Below are 18,298 nucleotides of genomic sequence, written 5' to 3'. Positions count from 1 at the left end.
TGGGCCAGGCCCGCCAGTGCCGGGCACTGCACGCTGCGAGCGCCAGCCGGGGCCTCGCACCGCGGGCGGCTGTCCGCCGGCGCCTACACCAGACACCGCGGCGCCATGCTGTGCGGAGCCGCACGCCGGGCGAGGCCGCGCGCCGCAGGCGGCCGGCCACCGCGGGCCGCACGCGAGTGCCGGGCACTGCACGCTGCGAGCGCCAGCCGGGGCCTCGCACCGCGGGCGGCTGTCCGCCGGCGCCTACACCAGACACCGCGGCGCCATACTGTGCGGAGCCGCACGCCGGCCGAGGCCGCGCGCCGCAGGCGGCCGGCCACCGCGGGCCGCACGCCAGTGCCGGGCACCGCACGCTGCGAGTGCCGGTCGGGGAACTGGGTGTCCCGCGCCGGGGCCCCGCAGGGACAGGCGGCGGGGCGTCCCACAGGCCGGAAGGCAAGGCGCCGTCCGTCATGGCGTGGAGCAGCCGGGGGCCCCGGTGCCGTAGGACGGGTGGGTTACCGGCGTCGCGCGGCGCGGACGACGACGTCGTGGAGGGGGGTTGCCCGGCCCCCGTGGCCGGCCAGGACGCGGTGGTGCTCTTCGGCGGTGATGATCTCCCACTCCCTGCCGTCCAGGCGCGCGGTGATGGCCTCGGCGGTGGCCGACGCTTCGGCGGGAGGATGGTGCCCGTGGCCGGTCGAGTCCGAGGTGTGCAGGTGCCCCACGATGAGGAGCGTGCCGCCGGGGGCCACCCATCCGGCGATGCGGTCGTAGAAGTCCAGCTGCGGCATGACCGGGTGGGCGTAGTGGGTCATGACCAGGTCGAACCGCGTGCCCGGGCTCCAGGCGCCCAGATCCGCCTCGACCCACCGCAAGCGCTCGGCAGCACCGCTCGTCGCCGCCCGCTCGGTGGCGCGGGCAAGGGCCTCGGAGGAGATGTCGGCCGCGGTGACGTGCCAGCCCCGGGAGGCGAGCCAGATCGCCTCGGCACCGCCGCCGCATCCCGCGTCCAGCGCCGTGCCCGGTGGCAGGCCGCCGGCCTCACGAACGAGGTGCGGGTTCGGCGGGTTGCCGCCCATGGATCCGGGGCCCCCGGCTCGCCCCTGTCGCCAGTGCCGCTCCCAGTAGTCCTTGTCGAATCCGTGCGTCACAGATCGCCCTCCTCGTTCGCGGCAGCTGTCCGAGGGTGCGTTCCTCGGTTCGTTCGTCACGGTGCCGAGTGACCGGGCGGATGCGCAAACATCGTTGCCGAATGGAAAAATGGCAGGATGGATGAGGCCATAGACCGCACTCTGGACGCCGTCGGACCGAGGTTGAGGCGCCTACGGCTGCATCGGCAGGTCACGCTCGCCGACCTGGCGGCGGAGACCGGCATCTCCACCAGCACCCTGTCCCGGCTCGAGGCGGGCCTGCGGCGTCCCACGCTCGAGCAGCTGCTGCCGCTCGCCCGCGCCTACAGGGTCACGCTCGACGAGCTCGTCGACGCGCCGCCGACGGGCGACCCCCGCATCAATCTGCGCCCCATCCCCTGCGGCGACGGCTCGGTCATCCTGCCGCTGACCCGTAGACCCGGCGGAATCCAGGCCTACAAGTTCGTCCTCCCGGCCGGAAAGGACGACACCGAACCCGATCTGCGCACCCACGAGGGCTACGACTGGGTCTACGTTCTCAACGGAACGCTCCGTCTTGTCCTCGGGGAACACGACCTCATCCTCAGGTCCGGGGAGGCCGCGGAGTTCGACACGCGCACCCCGCACTGGTTCGGGGCCACCAGCGCCGGTCCCGTCGAGTACCTGAGCCTCATCGGGAAGCAGGGCGAACGCGCGCACGTCCGTGCGGCACCGAGACAGAGCCCGGTCGAGTAGGAAGGCCCTGGGAGCAGGGCGCCGGCCGGTGGCTACGGCTCCTCCGGCTCCCAGTCCACCGTCACAACGATCTTGCCCCGGGTCCGGCCCTCCTCGTTGAGCCGGTGTGCGTCCGCCGCTCGTTCCAGCGGGAACGTCTCGGAGACGTGCACGCTCACCACGCCCTGTTCCGCCAGTTCGGACAGCCGCCGGAGGTCCTCGGCGTCGGGGCGGACGAAGTAGTAGCGGCCGCCGTAGTTCACGACGTCGTTGTCGGCGATCGACACCAGGCGGCCCTCGGGGGCCAGCAGGTTCGCCGAGACCTTCAGCGCGTCCGCGCCGACCGTGTCGAACACCGCGTCCACCCCCTCGGGCGCCAACCCCCGCACGCGCTCGCCCAATCCCTCGCCGTACGTCACCGGCTCCCCGCCGAGGCCGCGCACGAAGTCGTGGTTGGGCTCGCTCGCCGTGCCGATCACCCGGGCGCCGAGGTGGGCGGCGAGCTGCACGGCGATCGAGCCGACCCCGCCGGCCGCAGCGTGCACCAGCACCGTCTCGCCCCGCTTCACCTGGAGCACCTTGAGCAGCACCTGGTAGGCGGTGAGCCCGACCAGCGGCAGTCCGGCCGCCTCCTCGAAGGAGAGGTTGCGCGGCTTGGGCGCGAGGGTGCGCAGGGGAGCGGCCACGTACTCGGCGAAGGTGCCGCGGGAGAGGAAGTCCTCGCGCACGTACCCGATGACCTCGTCCCCGACGTCGAACTCCGAGACCGCCACCCCGGGCCGTACGACGACTCCCGAGACGTCCCAGCCGGGCACCACCGGGAACGCGGCTTCGAAGAGCCCGTCGAGGTAGCCCTCGCGGGCCTTCCAGTCGACGGGGTTCACGGAGGCCGCCCGCACCTTCACGAGCACCGAGTCCGGGCCGACCTTGGGATCGCGGGCCTCCCCGAACGCCAGCACCTCGGGTCCGCCGTACCGTGAGTAGCTGATCGCCTTCATGGGTCCGACCCTCCAAGCTCGCCGCGTGGCACGCAAGCCGGATGGCCTGAACGAAGCGGCCTAAACCTTCCCGGCGCCCCATGGAGGGAGTCGTCGGCCTATCGTGGCTCCGATCACGTTTCGGCCCCGCTCTGGACGACATACCGACCGGTCGGCATCATGAGTCGGGAACTGTTCACCTGCCCGTAGGAGCGACGCATGAGCCCCGACCACCCGCCCGGACTCGACCTGGACCGGCTGCGCGGCCTGCTCGACCGCGAGCGGCCCGGCCTGGTGAGCGGCGCACTGTCCGGCCGGCTGATCGAGGGTGGACGGTCGAACCTCACCTACGCCGTCTCCGACGGCACCTCCCGGTGGGTCGTACGACGGCCCCCGCTCGGCCATGTCCTGGCCACCGCGCATGACATGAAGCGCGAGCACCGGGTGATCAGCGCGCTGCACCCGACCGCCGTGCCGGTTCCGCGGCCGGTGCTGCTGTGCGAGGACGAGGAGGTGCTCGGCGCGCCGTTCTACGTCATGGAGTTCGTCGAGGGCACCCCGTACCGCACGGCCGAGCAGCTCGCCCCGCTCGGTCCCGAGCGCACCCGGGGCGCGGTGCTGAACCTGGTGGACGCGCTGGTGGAACTGCACGCGGTGGACCCGGGCGAGGTGGGCCTCGCCGACTTCGGCCGGCCCGAGGGCTTCCTGGACCGGCAGCTGCGGCGCTGGGGCAAGCAGCTGGACGCCTCCCGCAACCGCGAGCTGGCCGGGATCGACGAGCTGCACGCGACGCTCGGCCGGCGGCTGCCCTCCTCCCCCGCCCCGGCCGTGGTGCACGGCGACTACCGGCTGGACAACGTCCTGATCGGCGAGGACGACCGCATCAAGGCGATCCTCGACTGGGAGATGTCCACCCTGGGCGACCCCCTCACCGACCTGGGCCTGCTGGCGATGTACAGCCTGCCGCTCGATGCCCCCGACTCCCCCGTCTCCACGACGGCGGAGGCGCCCGGGCACCCGGACCCGGCCGAGCTGATCGAGCGGTACGCCACGCGCTCGGGGCGCGACGTCTCCGCGGTCTCCTGGTACACGGCGTTCGCCTGGTTCAAGCTCGCCGTGATCCTGGAGGGCATCCACTACCGCTACACCCTGGGCCAGACGGTCGGACGCGGCTTCGACCGCATCGGCGACCTGGTCCCGGTCTTCATCGAGCACGGTCTCACCACCCTTCAGGAAGGCTGACGGACATGGACTTCGCGTTCGACGCGCGCACCGAGGAGCTGCGCGGCAAGCTGCTGGCCTTCATGGACGAGTACGTCTATCCGGCCGAGGCCGTCGCGGAGGAGCAGCGGGCCCGGCTCGCCTCCCCCTGGGAGACCCCGGCGGTGGTCGAGGAACTGAAGGCCGAGGCGCGCAGGCAGGGCCTGTGGAACCTCTTCCTGCCGGGCACCGAGTACGGCGCCGGGCTCACCAACCTCCAGTACGCGCCGCTCGCCGAGATCATGGGGCGCTCCCCGCACATCGCCCCGACGGTGACGAACTGCGCGGCACCGGACACGGGCAACATGGAGGTGCTCACCCAGTTCGGGGACGAGCAGCAGCGCAAGCAGTGGCTGGAGCCGCTGCTGGCGGGCGAGATCCGGTCGGCGTTCGCGATGACGGAGCCGGAGGTGGCCTCCTCGGACGCCACCAACATCACCACGCACATCGAGCGGGACGGTGACGAGTACGTGGTCACCGGTCGCAAGTGGTACATCTCCGGGGCGATGCACCCGGACTGCAAGATCTTCATCGTGATGGGCAAGACGGACCCGGAGGGTTCGGACATCCACCGTCAGCAGTCGATGATCCTGGTCCCCCGGGACACCCCGGGCGTGACGGTCTCGCGCGCGATGCAGGTCTTCGGCTACGAGGACCACTCCCACGGCGGCCATGCCGAGGTGATCTTCGACCACGCGCGCGTGCCGGCGTCGAACCTCATCGGCGAGGAGGGCGGCGGCTTCGCCATCGCGCAGGCGCGACTCGGGCCCGGCCGGATCCACCACTGCATGCGGCTGATCGGGATGGCGGAGCGGGCGATCGAGCTGATGTGCCGGCGGGCGGTGTCCCGGACGGCCTTCGGGAAGGCGCTGGCCCAGCAGGGTGTCGTGCACAACTGGATCGCGGACGCGCGGGTGACCGTGGAGCAGTTGCGGCTGCTGGTCCTGAAGACCGCGTGGCTGATGGACACGGTGGGGAACAAGGGGGCGCACACCGAGATCCAGTCGATCAAGATCGCTACGCCTCGGGCGGTGGTGGACATTCTCGACCGGGCGATCCAGTTGCACGGGGCGGGGGGTGTCAGCCAGGACTTCCCGTTGGCGGAGCTGTACGCGGGGGCGCGGACGCTGATGATCGCGGACGGGCCGGACGAGGTACATCAGCGGTCGCTGGCGCGGCGGGAGCTGAAGCGGTACGTGTGACGCGCGGCGGGCGGCGGGGTTTCTCGCCCCCGCCGCCCCTACCCGTCCCATCCTCCAGGGGCTCCGCCCCTTCGACCCCGCTGGGGGCCGCGCCCCCAGGCCCCGGCGGGGGCTTCGTCCCCTGCACCCCCACCGGGGCTGCCGCCCCGGGCCCCGCTTCGGCCTGAACGGCCTCGTTCTCAAACGCCGGACGGGCTGGGGGAAGCGACTCAGCCCGGCACTTCAAGCCCGGCCGGCCGATCCGTCGGACGGGCTTGGGGGCCCGGCCTTCCGGTCGACCGCTTCGGGTGGTGGGTGGGGACAGGCCGGGGGTCCAGGGGGCGGAGCCCCCTGGGGGCGGTTACGGGCGCAGGGCTCGTAGGAGCAGGTCCGCCAGGTGGTCGGCTACCTGCTGGGGGCTCATCGGGCCCTCGGGGCGGTACCACGTCGACAGGTGGTGGACCGACCCGAAGTGGTAGTCGACGACCAGGTCCGCCGGCGTCGCCTTGGAGAAGACGCCCGCCTCCTGGCCCTCCTCCACCAGCGCCCGGAAGCGCTCGTGGTAGCGGCGGCGCTCGGCGCGGACCTGCTTGTTCTTCTCAGGGCTCAGGTGGTGCATGGACCGCCAGAAGATCATCGCGTCGTCGAGGTTGTCGATCGTCGTCACCACGACGTCCGCGGCCGCGGCCCGCAACCGCTTCTCGACCGGCTCGTCGGCGCCCGCGACGGCGTCCAGTCGTTCCTGCTGGATGCGCAGCACGCGCGCGTACACCTCGTGCAGGAGGTCGTCCTTGGAGCCGAAGTAGTGGTAAAGCGCCCCCTTGGTGACCCCGGCCGCCTCGACGATCTCCTGCACCGAGGTGCGGTCGTAGCCCTGCTCCGCGAAGAGCCGGGTGGCGGCGGCCAGGAGCCGCTGAGGTACGGGGGTGCCGTCCGAGTCCGTCGTCCTGGGCACTGCCGCCACCTGCCTTTCCGTCCTGCTGTCAGTTGCCTTGCGTCCGGGAACGAAGCTCCCGACGGAGGATCTTCCCACTGGCCGTCTTCGGCAAGTCCGGCAGGATCTCCACCTGGCGCGGGTATTTGTAGGCGGCCAGTCTCTCCTTGCAGTAGACGGCGAGTGCATCCGGGTCCGTGTCGGCGTCCGGGCGCAGGCTGATGTACGCCTTGACGGTCTCCCCGCGATAGCCGTCCGGCACGCCCACGACGGCGGCCTCGCGCACCGCCGGGTGCGTGTAGAGCACGTCCTCGACCTCGCGCGGCCACACCTTGAAGCCGGACGCGTTGATCATGTCCTTCTTGCGGTCGACGACGTACAGCCAGCCCTGCTCGTCCATGAAGCCGATGTCACCGGTGCGCAGTTCGCCGCCGGGGAACGTCTCGGCGGTGGCGTCGGGGCGCCGCCAGTAGCCGGGCACGACCTGCGGCCCCCGGACGACGATCTCGCCCTGTTCACCGAACGGCACCTCGTCGCCGTTGTCGTCGACGATCCGTACGACCGTGTCGGGGCCGGGCAGTCCGACCGCGAGGGTCCCGGAGACCGGGTCGACGGGCGCCTCCAGGCCGGGCGGCACGGAGGCGCAGGGCGCGGTGCACTCGGTCAGTCCGTAGCCGTTGCGAATGTACGGCCCGAAGCCCGCCCGGAACTTCTCCACCAGCGCGGGCGGCAGCGGGGCGCCGCCGGAGGAGATCACCCGGAAGGAGGAGAAGTGGTCGCGGGTGACGGACGGATGGGCGGCCAGCGCCATGAACGCCGTGGACGGGCCGACGGTGTAGTGCGGGCGGTGCTCGGCGAACGCGTCGAGGACCACTCCCGCCTCGAAGCGGTAGGCCAGCACGAGCGTGCCCGCGCTGCTCAGGCAGGCGCCGAACTGGCAGACCATGCCGGTGATGTGGAACAGCGGCGCCAGCGCGAAGTAGACGGGCCGCTCGGGCAGCCCCAGGCCGGTCCGCTGCCGCTCGGCGTTGTACATGATGTTGCCGTGCGTGTTGGTGGCGCCCTTGGGCGCGCCGCTGGTGCCCGAGGTGTAGCTGATCAGCGCGATGCCGGAAGGGTCGGGGTCCCGGTCCCCCGGCGCCTTGTGCCCGGCCCGTGCCACGGCGACCAGATCGTCGGCGTCCGGGGCCTGCGGGAGCCGCTCGAAGGTCAGCACGCGCGCGTCGCCGCGCGTCTGGAAGTCCAGCTCGCATGCGGTGAGCACGATCCGCACGGGCGAGTCCGCGGCGGTCTCGCGCAGATACGACTCCCACGCCCGGTCCGAGCAGATCAGCGCGGTGACCTCGCCGTCGCGCAGGACGTGGGTCACCTCGCCCGCCTTGTACATCGGGTTGACGGGCACCACGACCGCGCCCGCCTTCCAGGCGCCCAGCACGGCGAGCACGAAGTGCGGGGAGTTCTGGAGCAGTACGCCGACCCGGTCGCGGCGCTGCAGTCCGCGCGCCGCGAGATGCCCGGCGACGGAGTCGCTGAGCTCGTCGACCTCCCGGTAGGTCAGGCGGCCGTCGAAGTAGGCCAGGAAGTCGCTGTCCGGCGTCTCGGCCACGGCCCGGCGCAGGGCGTGCACGAGGGAGCCGGCGGGGTTTATCGCGGCCTTCTGGGCGTCGTTCAGCAGGTCCAGCCAGGGTTGGGCCGCGTAACGGGACTCGGTCACCGGTTCTCCTCCCACTGCTGCTGGATGCGGTTCATGCCGGTCAGCCAGCGGTCGGGGTCACCGGTCCGGGCCTGGGAGTACGCGGCGACCTCGGGGTGCGGCAGGATCAGGAAACGGTCTTCCTCGATGCCCTTCAGCAGGGCGTCCGCCACGGCCTCCGGTTCGATCGCGGTCGGCTGGAGCACCAGGTCGCCCGCGCTGCCGGTGGCGGCCAGCATGTCGGTGCGCACGCCCTGCGGGCAGATGGCGTGGACCTTCACACCCCGGTGCCGGTACGTCAGCGACAGCCACTCGGCGAAGGCGAGCGCGCCGTGCTTGGTGACGGCGTAGGGCGCGGCGCCGATCATGGTGAGCAGCCCGGCGGCGGAGACGGTGGAGACGAACCGGCCGCTGCCCCGCTCCAGCCAGGCGGGCAGCAGCGCGTGAGCGGCCCGGACGTGCGCCATGACGTTCACGTCCCAGGAGGTCGCCCAGGCCTTTTCGTCCAGCGCCTGACCAGGATCGATGCCGTCGAAGGCGACACCGGCGTTGGCGCAGTACACGTCCACGGTCCCGTCGAGCGCGTCCCGGGCCTCGCCGACGATCGCCGAGGCGTCACCGGGCACGGCGACACCCCCGACCTCGTCCGCGACCTGCTTGGCCCGCTCGGCGTCCAGGTCGTTGACGACGATCCGGGCCCCTTCGGCGGCGAACCGCCGGGCGAGCGCGGCTCCGATCCCGCCACCGGCCCCCGTGACAACGACTCCAGCCCCTTGAAAGGCTCCCACCATCGGTCTCCTCAAAACGCGGCTCAGCAACAGCGCCAGACTAACCGGTCGGTATGTACCAGGGAAGGGTTGCCGGCAACGCCCCTGAAAGGGGCGCGGGGAACTGCGCGACAAGCCACAGGCGGCCCGCAGCCTCCCCACAGCCCGCGGGAGCGCATACCGTGCCCATGCCGACCGTCCCCGCTCAAGGAGGTCACCGCATGCGCCCTTCCAGACGAGCCGTCATCACGGCGGCCACGGCGGCAGCCGTTTCAGCCTCCCCCGGCACCGCCGCGGCCCAGCCCCGCAAAAAGCTCCGCACCGGCTTCGAACGACTCGCCCGCAACGGCTACGCCCTGCTCGACGGCCAGAAGGTCGGCATCGTCACCAACCCCACCGGCATCACCCGCGAGGTCCGCCACGTCGTCGACGTCATGCACGCCGACACCCGAGTGGATTTAAGGGCCGTCTTCGGCCCTGAGCACGGCTTCCGCGGCACCGCCCAGGCCGGCGGCTCCGAGGGCCGCTACGACGACCCGGCGACCGGCCTGCCCGTCTACGACACGTATCTCAAGAGCGGACGGCCGCTCGCCGACATCTTCACCGCGTCCGGCGTGGACACGGTCGTGTTCGACATCCAGGACGCCGGGGCCCGCTTCTACACGTACATCTGGACGCTCTACGACTGTATGGAGGCCGCCCAGCTCGCCGGCAAGCGGTTCGTGGTCCTGGACCGGCCCAACCCGGTGACCGGGCGGGCGGCCCTCGGGCCCGTCCTGCACAAGGAGTTCGCCACGTTCGTCGGACGGCAGCCCATCTCCCAGGCGCACGGCATGACCGTCGCCGAACTGGCGCGGCTGTTCAACGGAGAGTTCCTGACCGAGCCCGTACCGCTGGAGACCGTCACGATGTCGGGCTGGAAGCGCTCCGAGTTCTACGACGCCTCGGGGCTGCCCTGGGTGCCCCCGAGCCCGAACATGCCGACGCCGGAGACGGCCCTGGTCTATGCGGGGACCTGCATGTTCGAGGGCACGAACCTGTCGGAGGGGCGCGGCACGACCCGGCCGTTCGAACTGCTCGGCGCCGAGGGCATCGACCGCCGCTGGGCCGCCGCCGCGAACGGACTCGCCCTGCCCGGCGTGCGCTTCCGGGAGGCGTACTTCGCGCCCACCTTCTCGAAGTTCCAGGGCAGGACGATCGGCGGTGTACAGGTCCATGTGCACGACCGGGACGTCTTCGATCCCGTCCGGACGGGCATCGCCCTGCTCGTGACCGCCCGGAAGGTGTGGGACGGGTTCGCCTGGCGCCCCGACCACTGGATCGACAAGCTCACCGGCTCCACGCGCGTACGGACGATGATCGACGCGGGCGCGGACACCGACGAGGTGGTGGCCGCCTGGCAGGAGGACCTGGCGGCGTTCCGCGCCATGCGGCGGAAATACCTCCTCTACCGCTGAGCCGAATGCGCCCGTGACGTATGGCCAAGCTCCCCCGTTGGCAGGACGATGCGCCACATCGTGGCGTAACCCGGGGGAACAGGGGGCCTGTCATGGCGGATCCGGCGATGAGTGTGAGTCCCTACTGGGAGCTGACCTTCGACGCGGACGGGGACCCGGCGGGCCGCGGGCGCGACCGGCTGCTCGCCGGGGTGAGCGAACGGAAGGTGCGCGACCTGGTCGTCTTCGCGCACGGCTGGAACAACGACCGCTCGGGCGCGACACGGCTCTACGACCGCTTCCTCGCGCCGATTCCGAGGCTGGCGCCGGCCGCCCGGATCGGGTACGTCGGGGTGCTGTGGCCGGCGATGCGGTTCTCCGACGAACCGATCCCGGACTTCCCGCGGGCCGTGGCGGCCGAGCTCCCCCGGCGCCCGGTGCTCGACAAGGACACGCGGCACGCGCTGCTGGAGGCCTTCCCGGGCCGGGCGATCCTGGTCGAGCAGATCGCCCGGCTGCTGGAGCAGCAACCGCCGGAGGAGGCCGAACTGGAGGAGTTCGGGCGGCTGGTGCGGCTGCTCGTGGAGGTGGTGGCGCCCGGGCCGCAGGCGCTGTTCGCGGCGGACACGGTGGCGGAGGGCGTGCCGCAGAGCGAGCCGGAGATGCTGGCCGGCTCCTCGGCGGCGGCCTGCGAGGAGTTCGCGCGGGCGCTGGCGGAGCTCGACGCGTCCGGCGCACGGCAGGGGTTCGGCCTCCCCAACCCCTGGGAGGGGGCGCACGAGTTGCTGCGGCAGGCGACGTACTACGCGATGAAACGGCGTGCGGGGACCGTCGGCGAGCGCGGGCTCGGCCGGGTCGTCGGACAGCTCGCGAAGGCGGCGCCGGGTGTGCGCGTGCACCTCGTGGGGCACAGTTTCGGCGCGCGGCTGGTGTCGTTCGCGCTGCGCGGCCTCCCCGAGGGCGTGCGCACGGTGAAGTCGGTGACGCTGCTGCAAGGGGCGTTCTCGCATTACGCGTTCGCGGCCCGGCTACCCCACGACGCGCGCGCCGGAGGGGTGCTCCAGGGGCAGCAGAACCGCGTCGACGGTCCTGTGGTGTGCTGCCACTCCCGGCACGACTCGGCCCTGGGCACGATGTATCCGCTGGCTTCCCGCATGGCGGGCGACAGCCGGTCGGTCGCGGGCCTCGACCTGGGGCGGGCCCTGGGCGCCAAGTGGGGGGCGATGGGCTACGACGGGGTGCAGGCGGTGCCGGGCACACGCGCGTACACCCTCGCCGAGGCCCTGCGGGCGAAGCTGCCCGGCTCGGGGTGCGTGAACGTCGACGTGGCGGCGGTGGTCAGACGCGGCGGCCCGCCCGCCGGGGCGCACAGCGACATCCTGCACGAGGAACTGGCCCGGCTGGTGCTGGCGGCGGGCCGCGTCCGCTGACCCGCCGCCGGACCGTGCCTCACCGGTGTGAGGTGAACTCCACGACCTGCTGGTAGGTCGGCCGGTTCTGCCAGCTGATCTTGCCGTGCTTGATGCCGCCGAGGGTGCGGTGGATGACCGAGTCGGCGCACCACTGGTCGCCCGCCGAGCACTGGTCGTCGCCGGGGTAGACCTGGGCCGCGGTCTTGCCGGCCGCCTCCTTCAGGGTGCTGACGAGCGTGTCACGGCAGGCGCCGAGGTCTCCGCCGCCGCAGTACTCGCGGGCCAGCGGTCCGCGCACCTGCTCGCCGAGCACGGACCGGATGTCCTTGTCGACGTAGCTCCACCAGCCGTACTGGAAGGAGCTTCCGGCGTGCGACCCGGTCGGGCCGTGCGCGGCCGACGGGGACTCGTCGACGGGCAGATTGGCCGTCATGGCTCTGTAGAGCTCGCTGCCGAGGCCCGGTTCGAACTCGGCCTTGACCAGCAGCGGCCACCAGGCGTCCAGGATGCGGATCGCGTCGGCGTCGGCGTACTTCTTGGAACCGGCCGCGGTCTCCGTGCGCTTGCCGCCCGCGGCGACCCACGCCTGGAGCTTGCCGACGGCGGCCGCGGCGGTGGGGTCGGTGACCGGTGAGCTGTTCACGACCTTCAGCAGTCTGGGCAGGACGTCCTCCGCCCGCAGGTCGGCCGTGGCCGCGTCGGCCATGGCCTTCACCAGCGAGGCCCGGGTCACCCCGCCCTGCTGGACCAGCTTCTTCACGCGGTCCTCGAGGAGGTTGCCGCGGTGCACGGAGCCGTTGCCCCAGGGGGCGGTGGTGTAGTCCTTGGCCTGCTTGTTGTTCCAGGAGATGTAGTAGTCCTGGTCGATGGAGTGAGGGTGGGCGGAGGCCGGGGTGTAGTCGGCCGTGTTGGTCGCCGGGTCCCAGCCGCGCCACTCGTACGCCGGCCGGGCCCACACCGGGAACTCGGCGTCGACGCCGTTCGCGCGCACCGGGTTGTCGCCGCTGTTGTAGTACGCGGTGTGCTCGGAGTCGGCGTAGAACCAGTTGAAGGTGTAGTTGATGTGCTGCACCGCCTTCTGGAACGACTCCGGGCCCTTCACGTAGTCCGGGTCGTTCAGCATCTGGAAGCCGATGATGGAGTCGGCCTCGTGCATGAAGGACGAGCGCAGGGTGGTGTAGGCGACCTTCTTGCCGCCGACGGTGGCGCGGTACTCGACGGGTCCGTACTTCGTGCGCCACACGCGCATGGTGTACGAGCCGGCCGCGGTGCCGTCGGCGACCGTCGGCTTCCAGGCGTTCTTCTGCTCGATCTTCTCCATCGGCGTGCAGGTGCCGCGGTACAGGTAGTGGTGGTCGTCCTTGCAGAGTTCGACGGCGTACGTGTCGATGATGTCCTGGCCGGAGGTGGTGGCGCTCCACGAGTAGTCCTGGCCGCGGCCGAGTTCGACGTACATGCTCAGGCCCGCGAAGGAGGCGCCGCGGGCGCTGATGCCCGGGCCCTGGAGCTCCTGGAGGAGCAGCAGCTGGGGCGCGAAGTAGCCCGTCTGCGGGCCGAACACGGCGACCGGGTGGCCGCTGGCGGTGTGCTCACCGCTGACCACGAGGGCGTTGGACATGCCGCGCTTGGCGGACGACAGGGCCGATTTGGCCGCCTCGCCGGACGCGCCGGTGGCACTGGCCGTGGCGGCGCTGCCGGTGCGGTCGTGGACGAGCGGCTCGGGCTTCACCGAACCGGCGTCCGGCATTGCCGTGCCCTGCGGGTCGTCCGGCTTGGTCGCGTACGGGAAGCTGCCGTCGTGGACGGTGAGGACGGCCTCCGGGTCGTTGCGCTCGCGGAAGGACTCCCAGACCTTGGTGCCTTCCGCCACGCCGTACTTCTCCTGGGCGGCGAGCAGGGAGAGCGCGTTGTTGACCTCGCCGCCTCCGCCGGAACCGAACAGCGCGCCGATGACGGAGCCCAGCGCGACCATATCGGTGATCTTGAAGTGCTCGATCTTCCCGGCGTTGGTGACTGAGTCCTTGTGCCCGGTGAGGACGTACTCACCGGGGAAGTACCGGCCGCTGTCGGAGGCGTCGATGTAGGCGTTGATGCCGTCGAGGTAGGCCTCGGCGTCGGCGAGGGCCTGCTTGCCGCGCTCGCCGTTGGTGGCGACGGCGTTGTCGATCTGCGCCTGGAGATCGGCCTCGGTGTAGGGCGCGTGCCGCCAGAACTGCTGTTCCAGGCCCTGGTTGGAGGGCGCGCCGCCCGCGAAGGAGGTCACCTGTCCCCGTCCGACGTGCCGGAAGACGTCCATCAGCCACAGCCGGTCCTGGGCGGCGGCGTAGCCGGCCCCGAACTCCGTGCCGTACCGGGTGGTGCCGGTGATGTGCGGCACACCGGTCTTCTTGTCCCGGACGATCGTCACGTCACCGCGTCCGGCGGGTTTGACGGTGGAGGCGACCTGATCCGCCGGGACCCCGAACGACGCGTCGTTGAAGAAGGTGTTGATCTTGTCGTTGGTGAGTCCGGTGTATCCCTTGGCGAGGTTGGCATAGGGCCCGAGCTGGTCGTCGGCGTGCTCGGGCTGGGTGCCGAAGGCCTGGTTCAGGAGGACCTGGGCCAGAGTGGCGTTGCCGTTCTGGCCGGGCGGGAGGATGTCCGAACACTGGTTGCCGCAGTGGTCGTTCGCCACCGCCGTGCCCTGCGCGGTCCCCGTCTCCGAGGCGGCCGCCTGTGACAGCGGCGACAAAAGACCCGCGATCAGCGCGCATACCGATGCGGTCTTCAGGAACCCGGGGGTTCCGCGGGGAGTTCTCATTCTGTCGAGAACGGTGCGTGGGTTACGCCGTGGCATGTAGGGGGCTCCTCCCGACGGGGGTGGGCGGGATGTTACCGCCGGTATCTCCGGGATTGAAGATGAACAGGCGTCACTTTTTGGAGTCAGCACAACAGGCACACGGACCACGGCAGTCGACTCGGGGCCTCGTCGGACCGCTTATGGAGGCCATTTGAAATCGGATGGAGCCGATTCGCTTGTCGATACGTCTATTCGGCGACGTCCTTACGACGACGCCGAAGTGACCGAATCAGGTGCAGGTGTGACGGAGGTGCAGGACGATGGCCGGTTTCCGGAGTCTGGCGAGACAGGTCCGCGATCCGCGGTGCGATCTGGCACTGCGGCGTTATTCGCTGCGCAAGTGCCTTGAGAGGTTCGCCCCTTACGGGCACAGGGCGACGTGGGACCATCTGTGTTCCCGGGCCGGGTTCGGTCCCGAGGACCGGTCCCCCGATCCAGCGCGGCTCGTGGCCGCACTGGACGAACTGGAGGAGGCGCGGGCGGTCTGGCTGGCCTACGAGGTCGAGTTCGCCGAGCGCCGCAAGAAGGAGAAGCACGACGGACTGCGCCGGCCGGGCAGTGTGGACGACTGGCACCGGCTGACCTGGGGCGGTTTCGGCGTGGCGTGGTGCGACGATCCGGCGGTCCATCCCCGTGAACCGCTGGCCGAGGTGCTGCGCCGGCTGATCGCCGCGCTGGAGCGCGAACCGGGCTCGACGTGCCCGGTGTGCGGCGGGGAGCAACTCGCCTGGAAGTACGACCTGGACCACGAGCCCTCGGCGGGTCCGGTCTGCACGGACTGCGGCATTCTCGTACCGCGTCCGGTGCTCACGCCCGAAGCCCTGGCGGACGCCAGGCGGGCGAGGCTGTTGGTGTCGGCTTGACGAATGCGGGTGCGCGGGGGGTGCGCCGGGGATGCCGCACCCCCACTGTCAGTGGGGGCTGACACCATCGTCGACATGGTGCAGGTGTGTCTGAACGGTCCGCGCACCGCCGCCGACGGTACGGCGGTGCCGCTGACGCCCGGGTCCATGGCCGACTCCGCCGCCGACGCCGTCGCGGCCGGGGCCACGGACATCCATGTCCATCCCAAGACGCCGTGCGGGCGGGACACGTTGTCTCCCAAGGTGCTCGCGGAGACGCTGTCGGCGATGCGCTCGCGCGTGCGGGTGCCGGTCGGGGTGACCACGGGGGTGTGGGCCGAGCCGGATCCTGCGGCCCGGCTGGAGCGGATACGGAGCTGGACCGTCCTGCCCGACCATGCCTCGGTCAACTGGCATGAGCCCGGCGCGGAGGAGGTTGCCGGCCTGCTCCTGGAGCGCGGGGTGGGTGTGGAGGCGGGGATCTGGTCCGGGACGGACGGTGCGGAGCGGTTCTCCCACTCGCCGCTGGGGCCGAAGGTACTGCGGGTCTTGGCCGAGGTGACGGACACGGACCCTTCCAGTGCGGTGGCTTGCGCGCGGAGGTTGTTGTCCGACCTCGGTGCCGCCCATGGGCGTCCTGTGCTGCTGCACGGGGAGGACGGGGGTGCGTGGCCCGTGCTGCGGCTTGCGGGCGAGCTGGGGTTGGCGACGCGGGTCGGGGTGGAGGATGTGCTGACCCTGCCGGATGGGAGGTGGGCCGGGTCCAACGCGGAGTTGGTCGCGGCGGGGTTGGTGGAGTACGAGGCGGGTCGGCGGGGTGCCGGGAGTGGTCGCTGAGGCCAGGGCGTTGCACAGCTCGGCGGAGCGGGGTGCCGCCGACGGCTGCTGAGGCCGGGCGTTGCGCAGCTCGGCGCGACGAGGTGCCGCTGCGCCCACCCGTGCCGCCTGGGAGCACCTCCCAGGCCCTTAAGGCACTGGGGGAGGCACGACTGCCCGCAGCTGAGCGGACACCCCCCGACGCGGCCCCGACCCACCACCACCGCGCAGGCGCTACACCCGCCCCCTGTCCACCAGCAGGCGCGAGCCCGCTCGGCGTTCGCCGAAGGCGTCGCCCGGGTTGGACAGGACGCACGTGTCGAGGGAGAGGCAGCCGCAGCCGATGCAGTCGGTGAGGTGGTCGCGGAGACGGTTCAGCTGCTTGATGCGTTCGTCCAGTTCCGAGCGCCAGGCCTCCGACAGACGCGCCCAGTCCTCCCGGGTCGGCGTCCGCTCCTCGGGAAGCTCCGCCAGCGCCTCGCGGATGGTCGCCAGCGGGATGCCGACCCGCTGGGCGGCCCGGATGAAGGCGACCCTGCGCAGCGTGTCCCGCGCGTAGCGGCGCTGGTTGCCGGTGGTCCGGCGACTGCTGATCAGGCCCTTGGACTCGTAGAAGTGCAGGGCGGAAACGGCGGCCCCGCTGCGCGCCGCCAGCTGGCCGACCGTGAGCTCGTGGATCTTCTCTGAAATCTGGGGCACCCCTCGAACCCTACCCAGTCCGTTGACACGGCCCCCGCAGCCGACCATGCTAAGCAGTCGCTTAGAGATTCAAGCGCACGCAGACTTCCTGACGCGAGAGGCCGGGACATGGCACAGCCGAGGATCTTCACGTCCGTCGACGACCTGAAGTCGGCGGTGGGCGAGCAACTGGGGTACACCGACTGGCTCGACATCGACCAGAAGCGGATCGATCTCTTCGCGGAGGCCACCGGCGATCACCAGTGGATCCACGTCGACCCGGAGAAGGCCGCCGCGGGCCCCTTCGGCACCACCATCGCCCACGGCTATCTCACCCTGTCGCTGCTCCCCCTCTTCGGACCGCAGCTGATCTCGGTCGAGGGCGTGAAGATGGGCGTCAACTACGGGACGAACAAGGTCCGTTTCCCCTCGCCCGTCCCCGTCGGCTCCCGGCTCCGCGCCACCGCGACCATCAGCGCCGTCGACGACGTCCCCGGCGGCGCCCAGGTGACCGTCGCCTTCACCGTGGAACGCGAGGGCGGCGACAAGCCCGTCTGCGTCGCCGAGTCCGTCTCCCGCTACTACTTCTGACCCCGGCGGGTCACTTCGGCCCGTCCCCCACCATCCGCAGCACGAGGTCGGCGTACAGCGCGCCGACCTCGTCCGGCGTCCAGGGTCCGTCGACGTTGAACCACCGGGCCACGTCGATGCAGAGCGAGAGAACAGCCAGCGTCGTGCCCCGCACGTCCAGCACGTCGAACTCACCGGCCGCCACGCCGTCCTCGATGATCCCCCGCACCTCGGCGTCGCACTGCCGCCGCAGCGCGAGGATCTCGTCGCGGGCGTCCGGACCGAGCGAGTCCAGCTCGTACTGGACGACCCGCGCGGTGGTGCGTCCGCCGGCGTGCCAGCGGACGAAGGAACTGACCGCCCCGGCCAGGCGCTCGCGGGCGGTGCCCTCCCGCCGTGACGCCGTCCGCAGGATCTCCAGGGCCTTCTCGTGCCCGATCCTGCTGATGCGGTGCAGCAGCTCTTCCTTGGTCTTGTAGTGGATGTAGAGCGCGGCCGGGCTCATCCCGGCGCGACCCGCGATGTCCCGGGTCGTCGTGGCGTGGTACCCGCGCTCGGCGAAGGCCTCCACCGCGGCGATCAGCAGCCGTCGCGCCGCGTCGGGCGTGACCTCGCCCCACGCCTGCGCCTCGCCGCCGGCCGTCTCCTCCGCCGTACTCATCACTCGCCCCTCTCCACCGACAGGGACAACACCATACCGCCGAAGGTGAGCGAGCGCTTAGCGAGGCCGCCCGGTGCGCCCGCTCAGTGCTTCTCGTAGGGGCTGTACGTGGGCGCCGCCCCCGCCATCCCCGCCGCCCCGGCCGGCCCTTCCTGCCGGTCCCGGATCACCTTGGCGAGGGTGAAGGAGGAGGTGACCAGGTACAGGACGGCGATGGCGAGGAAGCCCCGCACCCAGGCGTCGGCGCTCAGCTGGTAGATGCCGATCGCGGTGGCCGCCATGGCGACGGCGAAAGAGGCGACGGCCTGGCCGTAGAAGGCGGCCGTGTTCTGCTTGCTGCCCGGTGTGTCACTCATGGAGGAAGCTTCCGGCGGACGTGGTCCATGCCACATCCGCTGAAGTACTC

Annotated in this window: 17 protein-coding genes; 8 read left to right on the top strand and 9 right to left on the bottom strand. The window is 71.5% G+C overall.

What is annotated here, in order from left to right; all coding sequences use genetic code 11:
* Positions 1 to 497 precede the first annotated feature (497 nt).
* Positions 498 to 1,133 carry a class I SAM-dependent methyltransferase gene (locus ABZ192_RS25590; protein WP_356926785.1) on the bottom strand — a complete coding sequence of 212 codons (636 nt, stop codon included), beginning with the start codon at positions 1,131 to 1,133 and terminating at the stop codon, positions 498 to 500.
* Between the two features lie 117 nt (positions 1,134 to 1,250).
* Between ABZ192_RS25590 and ABZ192_RS25585 the strand changes: the two genes are divergently transcribed.
* On the top strand, positions 1,251 to 1,847 hold the full coding sequence (locus ABZ192_RS25585; protein WP_356926784.1) for an XRE family transcriptional regulator: 597 nt from the start codon (positions 1,251 to 1,253) through the stop codon (positions 1,845 to 1,847).
* 32 nt (positions 1,848 to 1,879) lie between these two features.
* Here ABZ192_RS25585 and ABZ192_RS25580 read toward each other — a convergent pair whose 3' ends face one another.
* Positions 1,880 to 2,824: an NADP-dependent oxidoreductase gene (locus ABZ192_RS25580; protein ID WP_356926783.1), complete on the bottom strand. Its 945-nt coding sequence runs from the start codon at positions 2,822 to 2,824 to the stop codon at positions 1,880 to 1,882.
* Positions 2,825 to 3,022: 198 nt separating this feature from the next.
* On the opposite strand from ABZ192_RS25580, the gene ABZ192_RS25575 reads away from it, so the two are divergent.
* Both ABZ192_RS25575 and ABZ192_RS25570 read left to right on the top strand, forming a co-directional pair.
* Positions 3,023 to 4,045 (top strand): phosphotransferase family protein, encoded by a 1,023-nt coding sequence (locus tag ABZ192_RS25575; RefSeq protein WP_356926781.1) that lies wholly within the window; start codon positions 3,023 to 3,025, stop codon positions 4,043 to 4,045.
* 5 nt (positions 4,046 to 4,050) lie between these two features.
* Positions 4,051 to 5,265 (top strand): acyl-CoA dehydrogenase, encoded by a 1,215-nt coding sequence (locus tag ABZ192_RS25570; RefSeq protein WP_356926780.1) that lies wholly within the window; start codon positions 4,051 to 4,053, stop codon positions 5,263 to 5,265.
* A 340-nt stretch (positions 5,266 to 5,605) separates the two neighbouring features.
* Here ABZ192_RS25570 and ABZ192_RS25565 read toward each other — a convergent pair whose 3' ends face one another.
* Genes ABZ192_RS25565 through ABZ192_RS25555 form a run of 3 tightly spaced genes read right to left on the bottom strand, consistent with a single transcriptional unit; the run spans position 5,606 to position 8,662 of the window.
* Complete coding sequence (locus ABZ192_RS25565) at positions 5,606 to 6,199, bottom strand: TetR/AcrR family transcriptional regulator (protein WP_306968385.1); 594 nt, start codon at positions 6,197 to 6,199, stop codon at positions 5,606 to 5,608.
* A gap of 28 nt (positions 6,200 to 6,227) precedes the next feature.
* The gene (locus tag ABZ192_RS25560) at positions 6,228 to 7,892 is read right to left on the bottom strand and encodes an AMP-binding protein (RefSeq protein ID WP_356926779.1); all 1,665 of its coding nucleotides are present in this window, start codon (positions 7,890 to 7,892) and stop codon (positions 6,228 to 6,230) included.
* Positions 7,889 to 8,662: an SDR family oxidoreductase gene (locus tag ABZ192_RS25555; protein WP_356926778.1), complete on the bottom strand. Its 774-nt coding sequence runs from the start codon at positions 8,660 to 8,662 to the stop codon at positions 7,889 to 7,891. Before ABZ192_RS25555 ends, ABZ192_RS25560 begins: the two co-directional genes overlap by 4 nt.
* Positions 8,663 to 8,859: 197 nt before the next feature.
* Between ABZ192_RS25555 and ABZ192_RS25550 the strand changes: the two genes are divergently transcribed.
* Both ABZ192_RS25550 and ABZ192_RS25545 read left to right on the top strand, forming a co-directional pair.
* Positions 8,860 to 10,095, top strand: coding sequence for a DUF1343 domain-containing protein (locus ABZ192_RS25550; protein WP_356926777.1), 1,236 nt, complete (start codon positions 8,860 to 8,862; stop codon positions 10,093 to 10,095).
* Positions 10,096 to 10,187: 92 nt separating this feature from the next.
* The gene (locus tag ABZ192_RS25545) at positions 10,188 to 11,504 is read left to right on the top strand and encodes a serine-threonine protein kinase (protein WP_356926776.1); all 1,317 of its coding nucleotides are present in this window, start codon (positions 10,188 to 10,190) and stop codon (positions 11,502 to 11,504) included.
* A gap of 19 nt (positions 11,505 to 11,523) precedes the next feature.
* Here the strand turns inward: ABZ192_RS25545 and ABZ192_RS25540 are convergent, their stop codons facing one another.
* Positions 11,524 to 14,322 carry a penicillin acylase family protein gene (locus ABZ192_RS25540; protein ID WP_356926775.1) on the bottom strand — a complete coding sequence of 933 codons (2,799 nt, stop codon included), beginning with the start codon at positions 14,320 to 14,322 and terminating at the stop codon, positions 11,524 to 11,526.
* Positions 14,323 to 14,585: 263 nt separating this feature from the next.
* Between ABZ192_RS25540 and ABZ192_RS25535 the strand changes: the two genes are divergently transcribed.
* Positions 14,586 to 15,188, top strand: a complete 603-nt coding sequence (locus ABZ192_RS25535) for a hypothetical protein (protein WP_356926774.1) — start codon at positions 14,586 to 14,588, stop codon at positions 15,186 to 15,188.
* Positions 15,189 to 15,263: 75 nt separating this feature from the next.
* Positions 15,264 to 16,004 carry a 3-keto-5-aminohexanoate cleavage protein gene (locus ABZ192_RS25530; RefSeq protein WP_356926791.1) on the top strand — a complete coding sequence of 247 codons (741 nt, stop codon included), beginning with the start codon at positions 15,264 to 15,266 and terminating at the stop codon, positions 16,002 to 16,004.
* Positions 16,005 to 16,217: 213 nt separating this feature from the next.
* Here the strand turns inward: ABZ192_RS25530 and soxR are convergent, their stop codons facing one another.
* A complete protein-coding gene (gene soxR / locus ABZ192_RS25525; protein WP_356926773.1) occupies positions 16,218 to 16,682 on the bottom strand; it encodes a redox-sensitive transcriptional activator SoxR in 465 nt (154 codons plus the stop codon).
* Between the two features lie 108 nt (positions 16,683 to 16,790).
* On the opposite strand from soxR, the gene ABZ192_RS25520 reads away from it, so the two are divergent.
* The gene (locus ABZ192_RS25520; RefSeq protein ID WP_356926772.1) at positions 16,791 to 17,252 is read left to right on the top strand and encodes a MaoC family dehydratase; all 462 of its coding nucleotides are present in this window, start codon (positions 16,791 to 16,793) and stop codon (positions 17,250 to 17,252) included.
* Between the two features lie 10 nt (positions 17,253 to 17,262).
* On the opposite strand, the gene ABZ192_RS25515 is transcribed toward ABZ192_RS25520, so the two are convergent.
* Positions 17,263 to 17,892 carry a TetR/AcrR family transcriptional regulator gene (locus ABZ192_RS25515; protein WP_356926771.1) on the bottom strand — a complete coding sequence of 210 codons (630 nt, stop codon included), beginning with the start codon at positions 17,890 to 17,892 and terminating at the stop codon, positions 17,263 to 17,265.
* 83 nt (positions 17,893 to 17,975) lie between these two features.
* The gene (locus tag ABZ192_RS25510) at positions 17,976 to 18,248 is read right to left on the bottom strand and encodes a YiaA/YiaB family inner membrane protein (RefSeq protein WP_356926770.1); all 273 of its coding nucleotides are present in this window, start codon (positions 18,246 to 18,248) and stop codon (positions 17,976 to 17,978) included.
* Between the last annotated feature and the right edge of the window lie 50 nt (positions 18,249 to 18,298).

This window comes from Streptomyces sp. NPDC006235 (genome assembly GCF_040613735.1).
GTDB lineage: Bacteria > Actinomycetota > Actinomycetes > Streptomycetales > Streptomycetaceae > Streptomyces.
Note: the sequence above shows the minus strand (reverse complement) of the source record. Positions and strands in the feature narration are given on the sequence as shown.

Bases quoted from the DNA above. Each gene is read 5' to 3' on its own strand.
- ABZ192_RS25535 (WP_356926774.1), top strand. From the start codon at position 14,586: ATGGCCGGTTTCCGGAGTCTGGCGAGACAGGTCCGCGATCCGCGGTGC.
- ABZ192_RS25580 (WP_356926783.1), bottom strand. From the start codon at position 2,824: ATGAAGGCGATCAGCTACTCACGGTACGGCGGACCCGAGGTGCTGGCG.
- ABZ192_RS25510 (WP_356926770.1), bottom strand. From the start codon at position 18,248: ATGAGTGACACACCGGGCAGCAAGCAGAACACGGCCGCCTTCTACGGC.
- ABZ192_RS25520 (WP_356926772.1), top strand. From the start codon at position 16,791: ATGGCACAGCCGAGGATCTTCACGTCCGTCGACGACCTGAAGTCGGCG.
- ABZ192_RS25575 (WP_356926781.1), top strand. From the start codon at position 3,023: ATGAGCCCCGACCACCCGCCCGGACTCGACCTGGACCGGCTGCGCGGC.
- ABZ192_RS25545 (WP_356926776.1), top strand. From the start codon at position 10,188: ATGGCGGATCCGGCGATGAGTGTGAGTCCCTACTGGGAGCTGACCTTC.
- ABZ192_RS25515 (WP_356926771.1), bottom strand. From the start codon at position 17,892: ATGAGTACGGCGGAGGAGACGGCCGGCGGCGAGGCGCAGGCGTGGGGC.
- ABZ192_RS25540 (WP_356926775.1), bottom strand. From the start codon at position 14,322: ATGCCACGGCGTAACCCACGCACCGTTCTCGACAGAATGAGAACTCCC.
- ABZ192_RS25570 (WP_356926780.1), top strand. From the start codon at position 4,051: ATGGACTTCGCGTTCGACGCGCGCACCGAGGAGCTGCGCGGCAAGCTG.
- ABZ192_RS25555 (WP_356926778.1), bottom strand. From the start codon at position 8,662: ATGGTGGGAGCCTTTCAAGGGGCTGGAGTCGTTGTCACGGGGGCCGGT.
- ABZ192_RS25530 (WP_356926791.1), top strand. From the start codon at position 15,264: ATGGTGCAGGTGTGTCTGAACGGTCCGCGCACCGCCGCCGACGGTACG.
- ABZ192_RS25550 (WP_356926777.1), top strand. From the start codon at position 8,860: ATGCGCCCTTCCAGACGAGCCGTCATCACGGCGGCCACGGCGGCAGCC.
- ABZ192_RS25585 (WP_356926784.1), top strand. From the start codon at position 1,251: ATGGATGAGGCCATAGACCGCACTCTGGACGCCGTCGGACCGAGGTTG.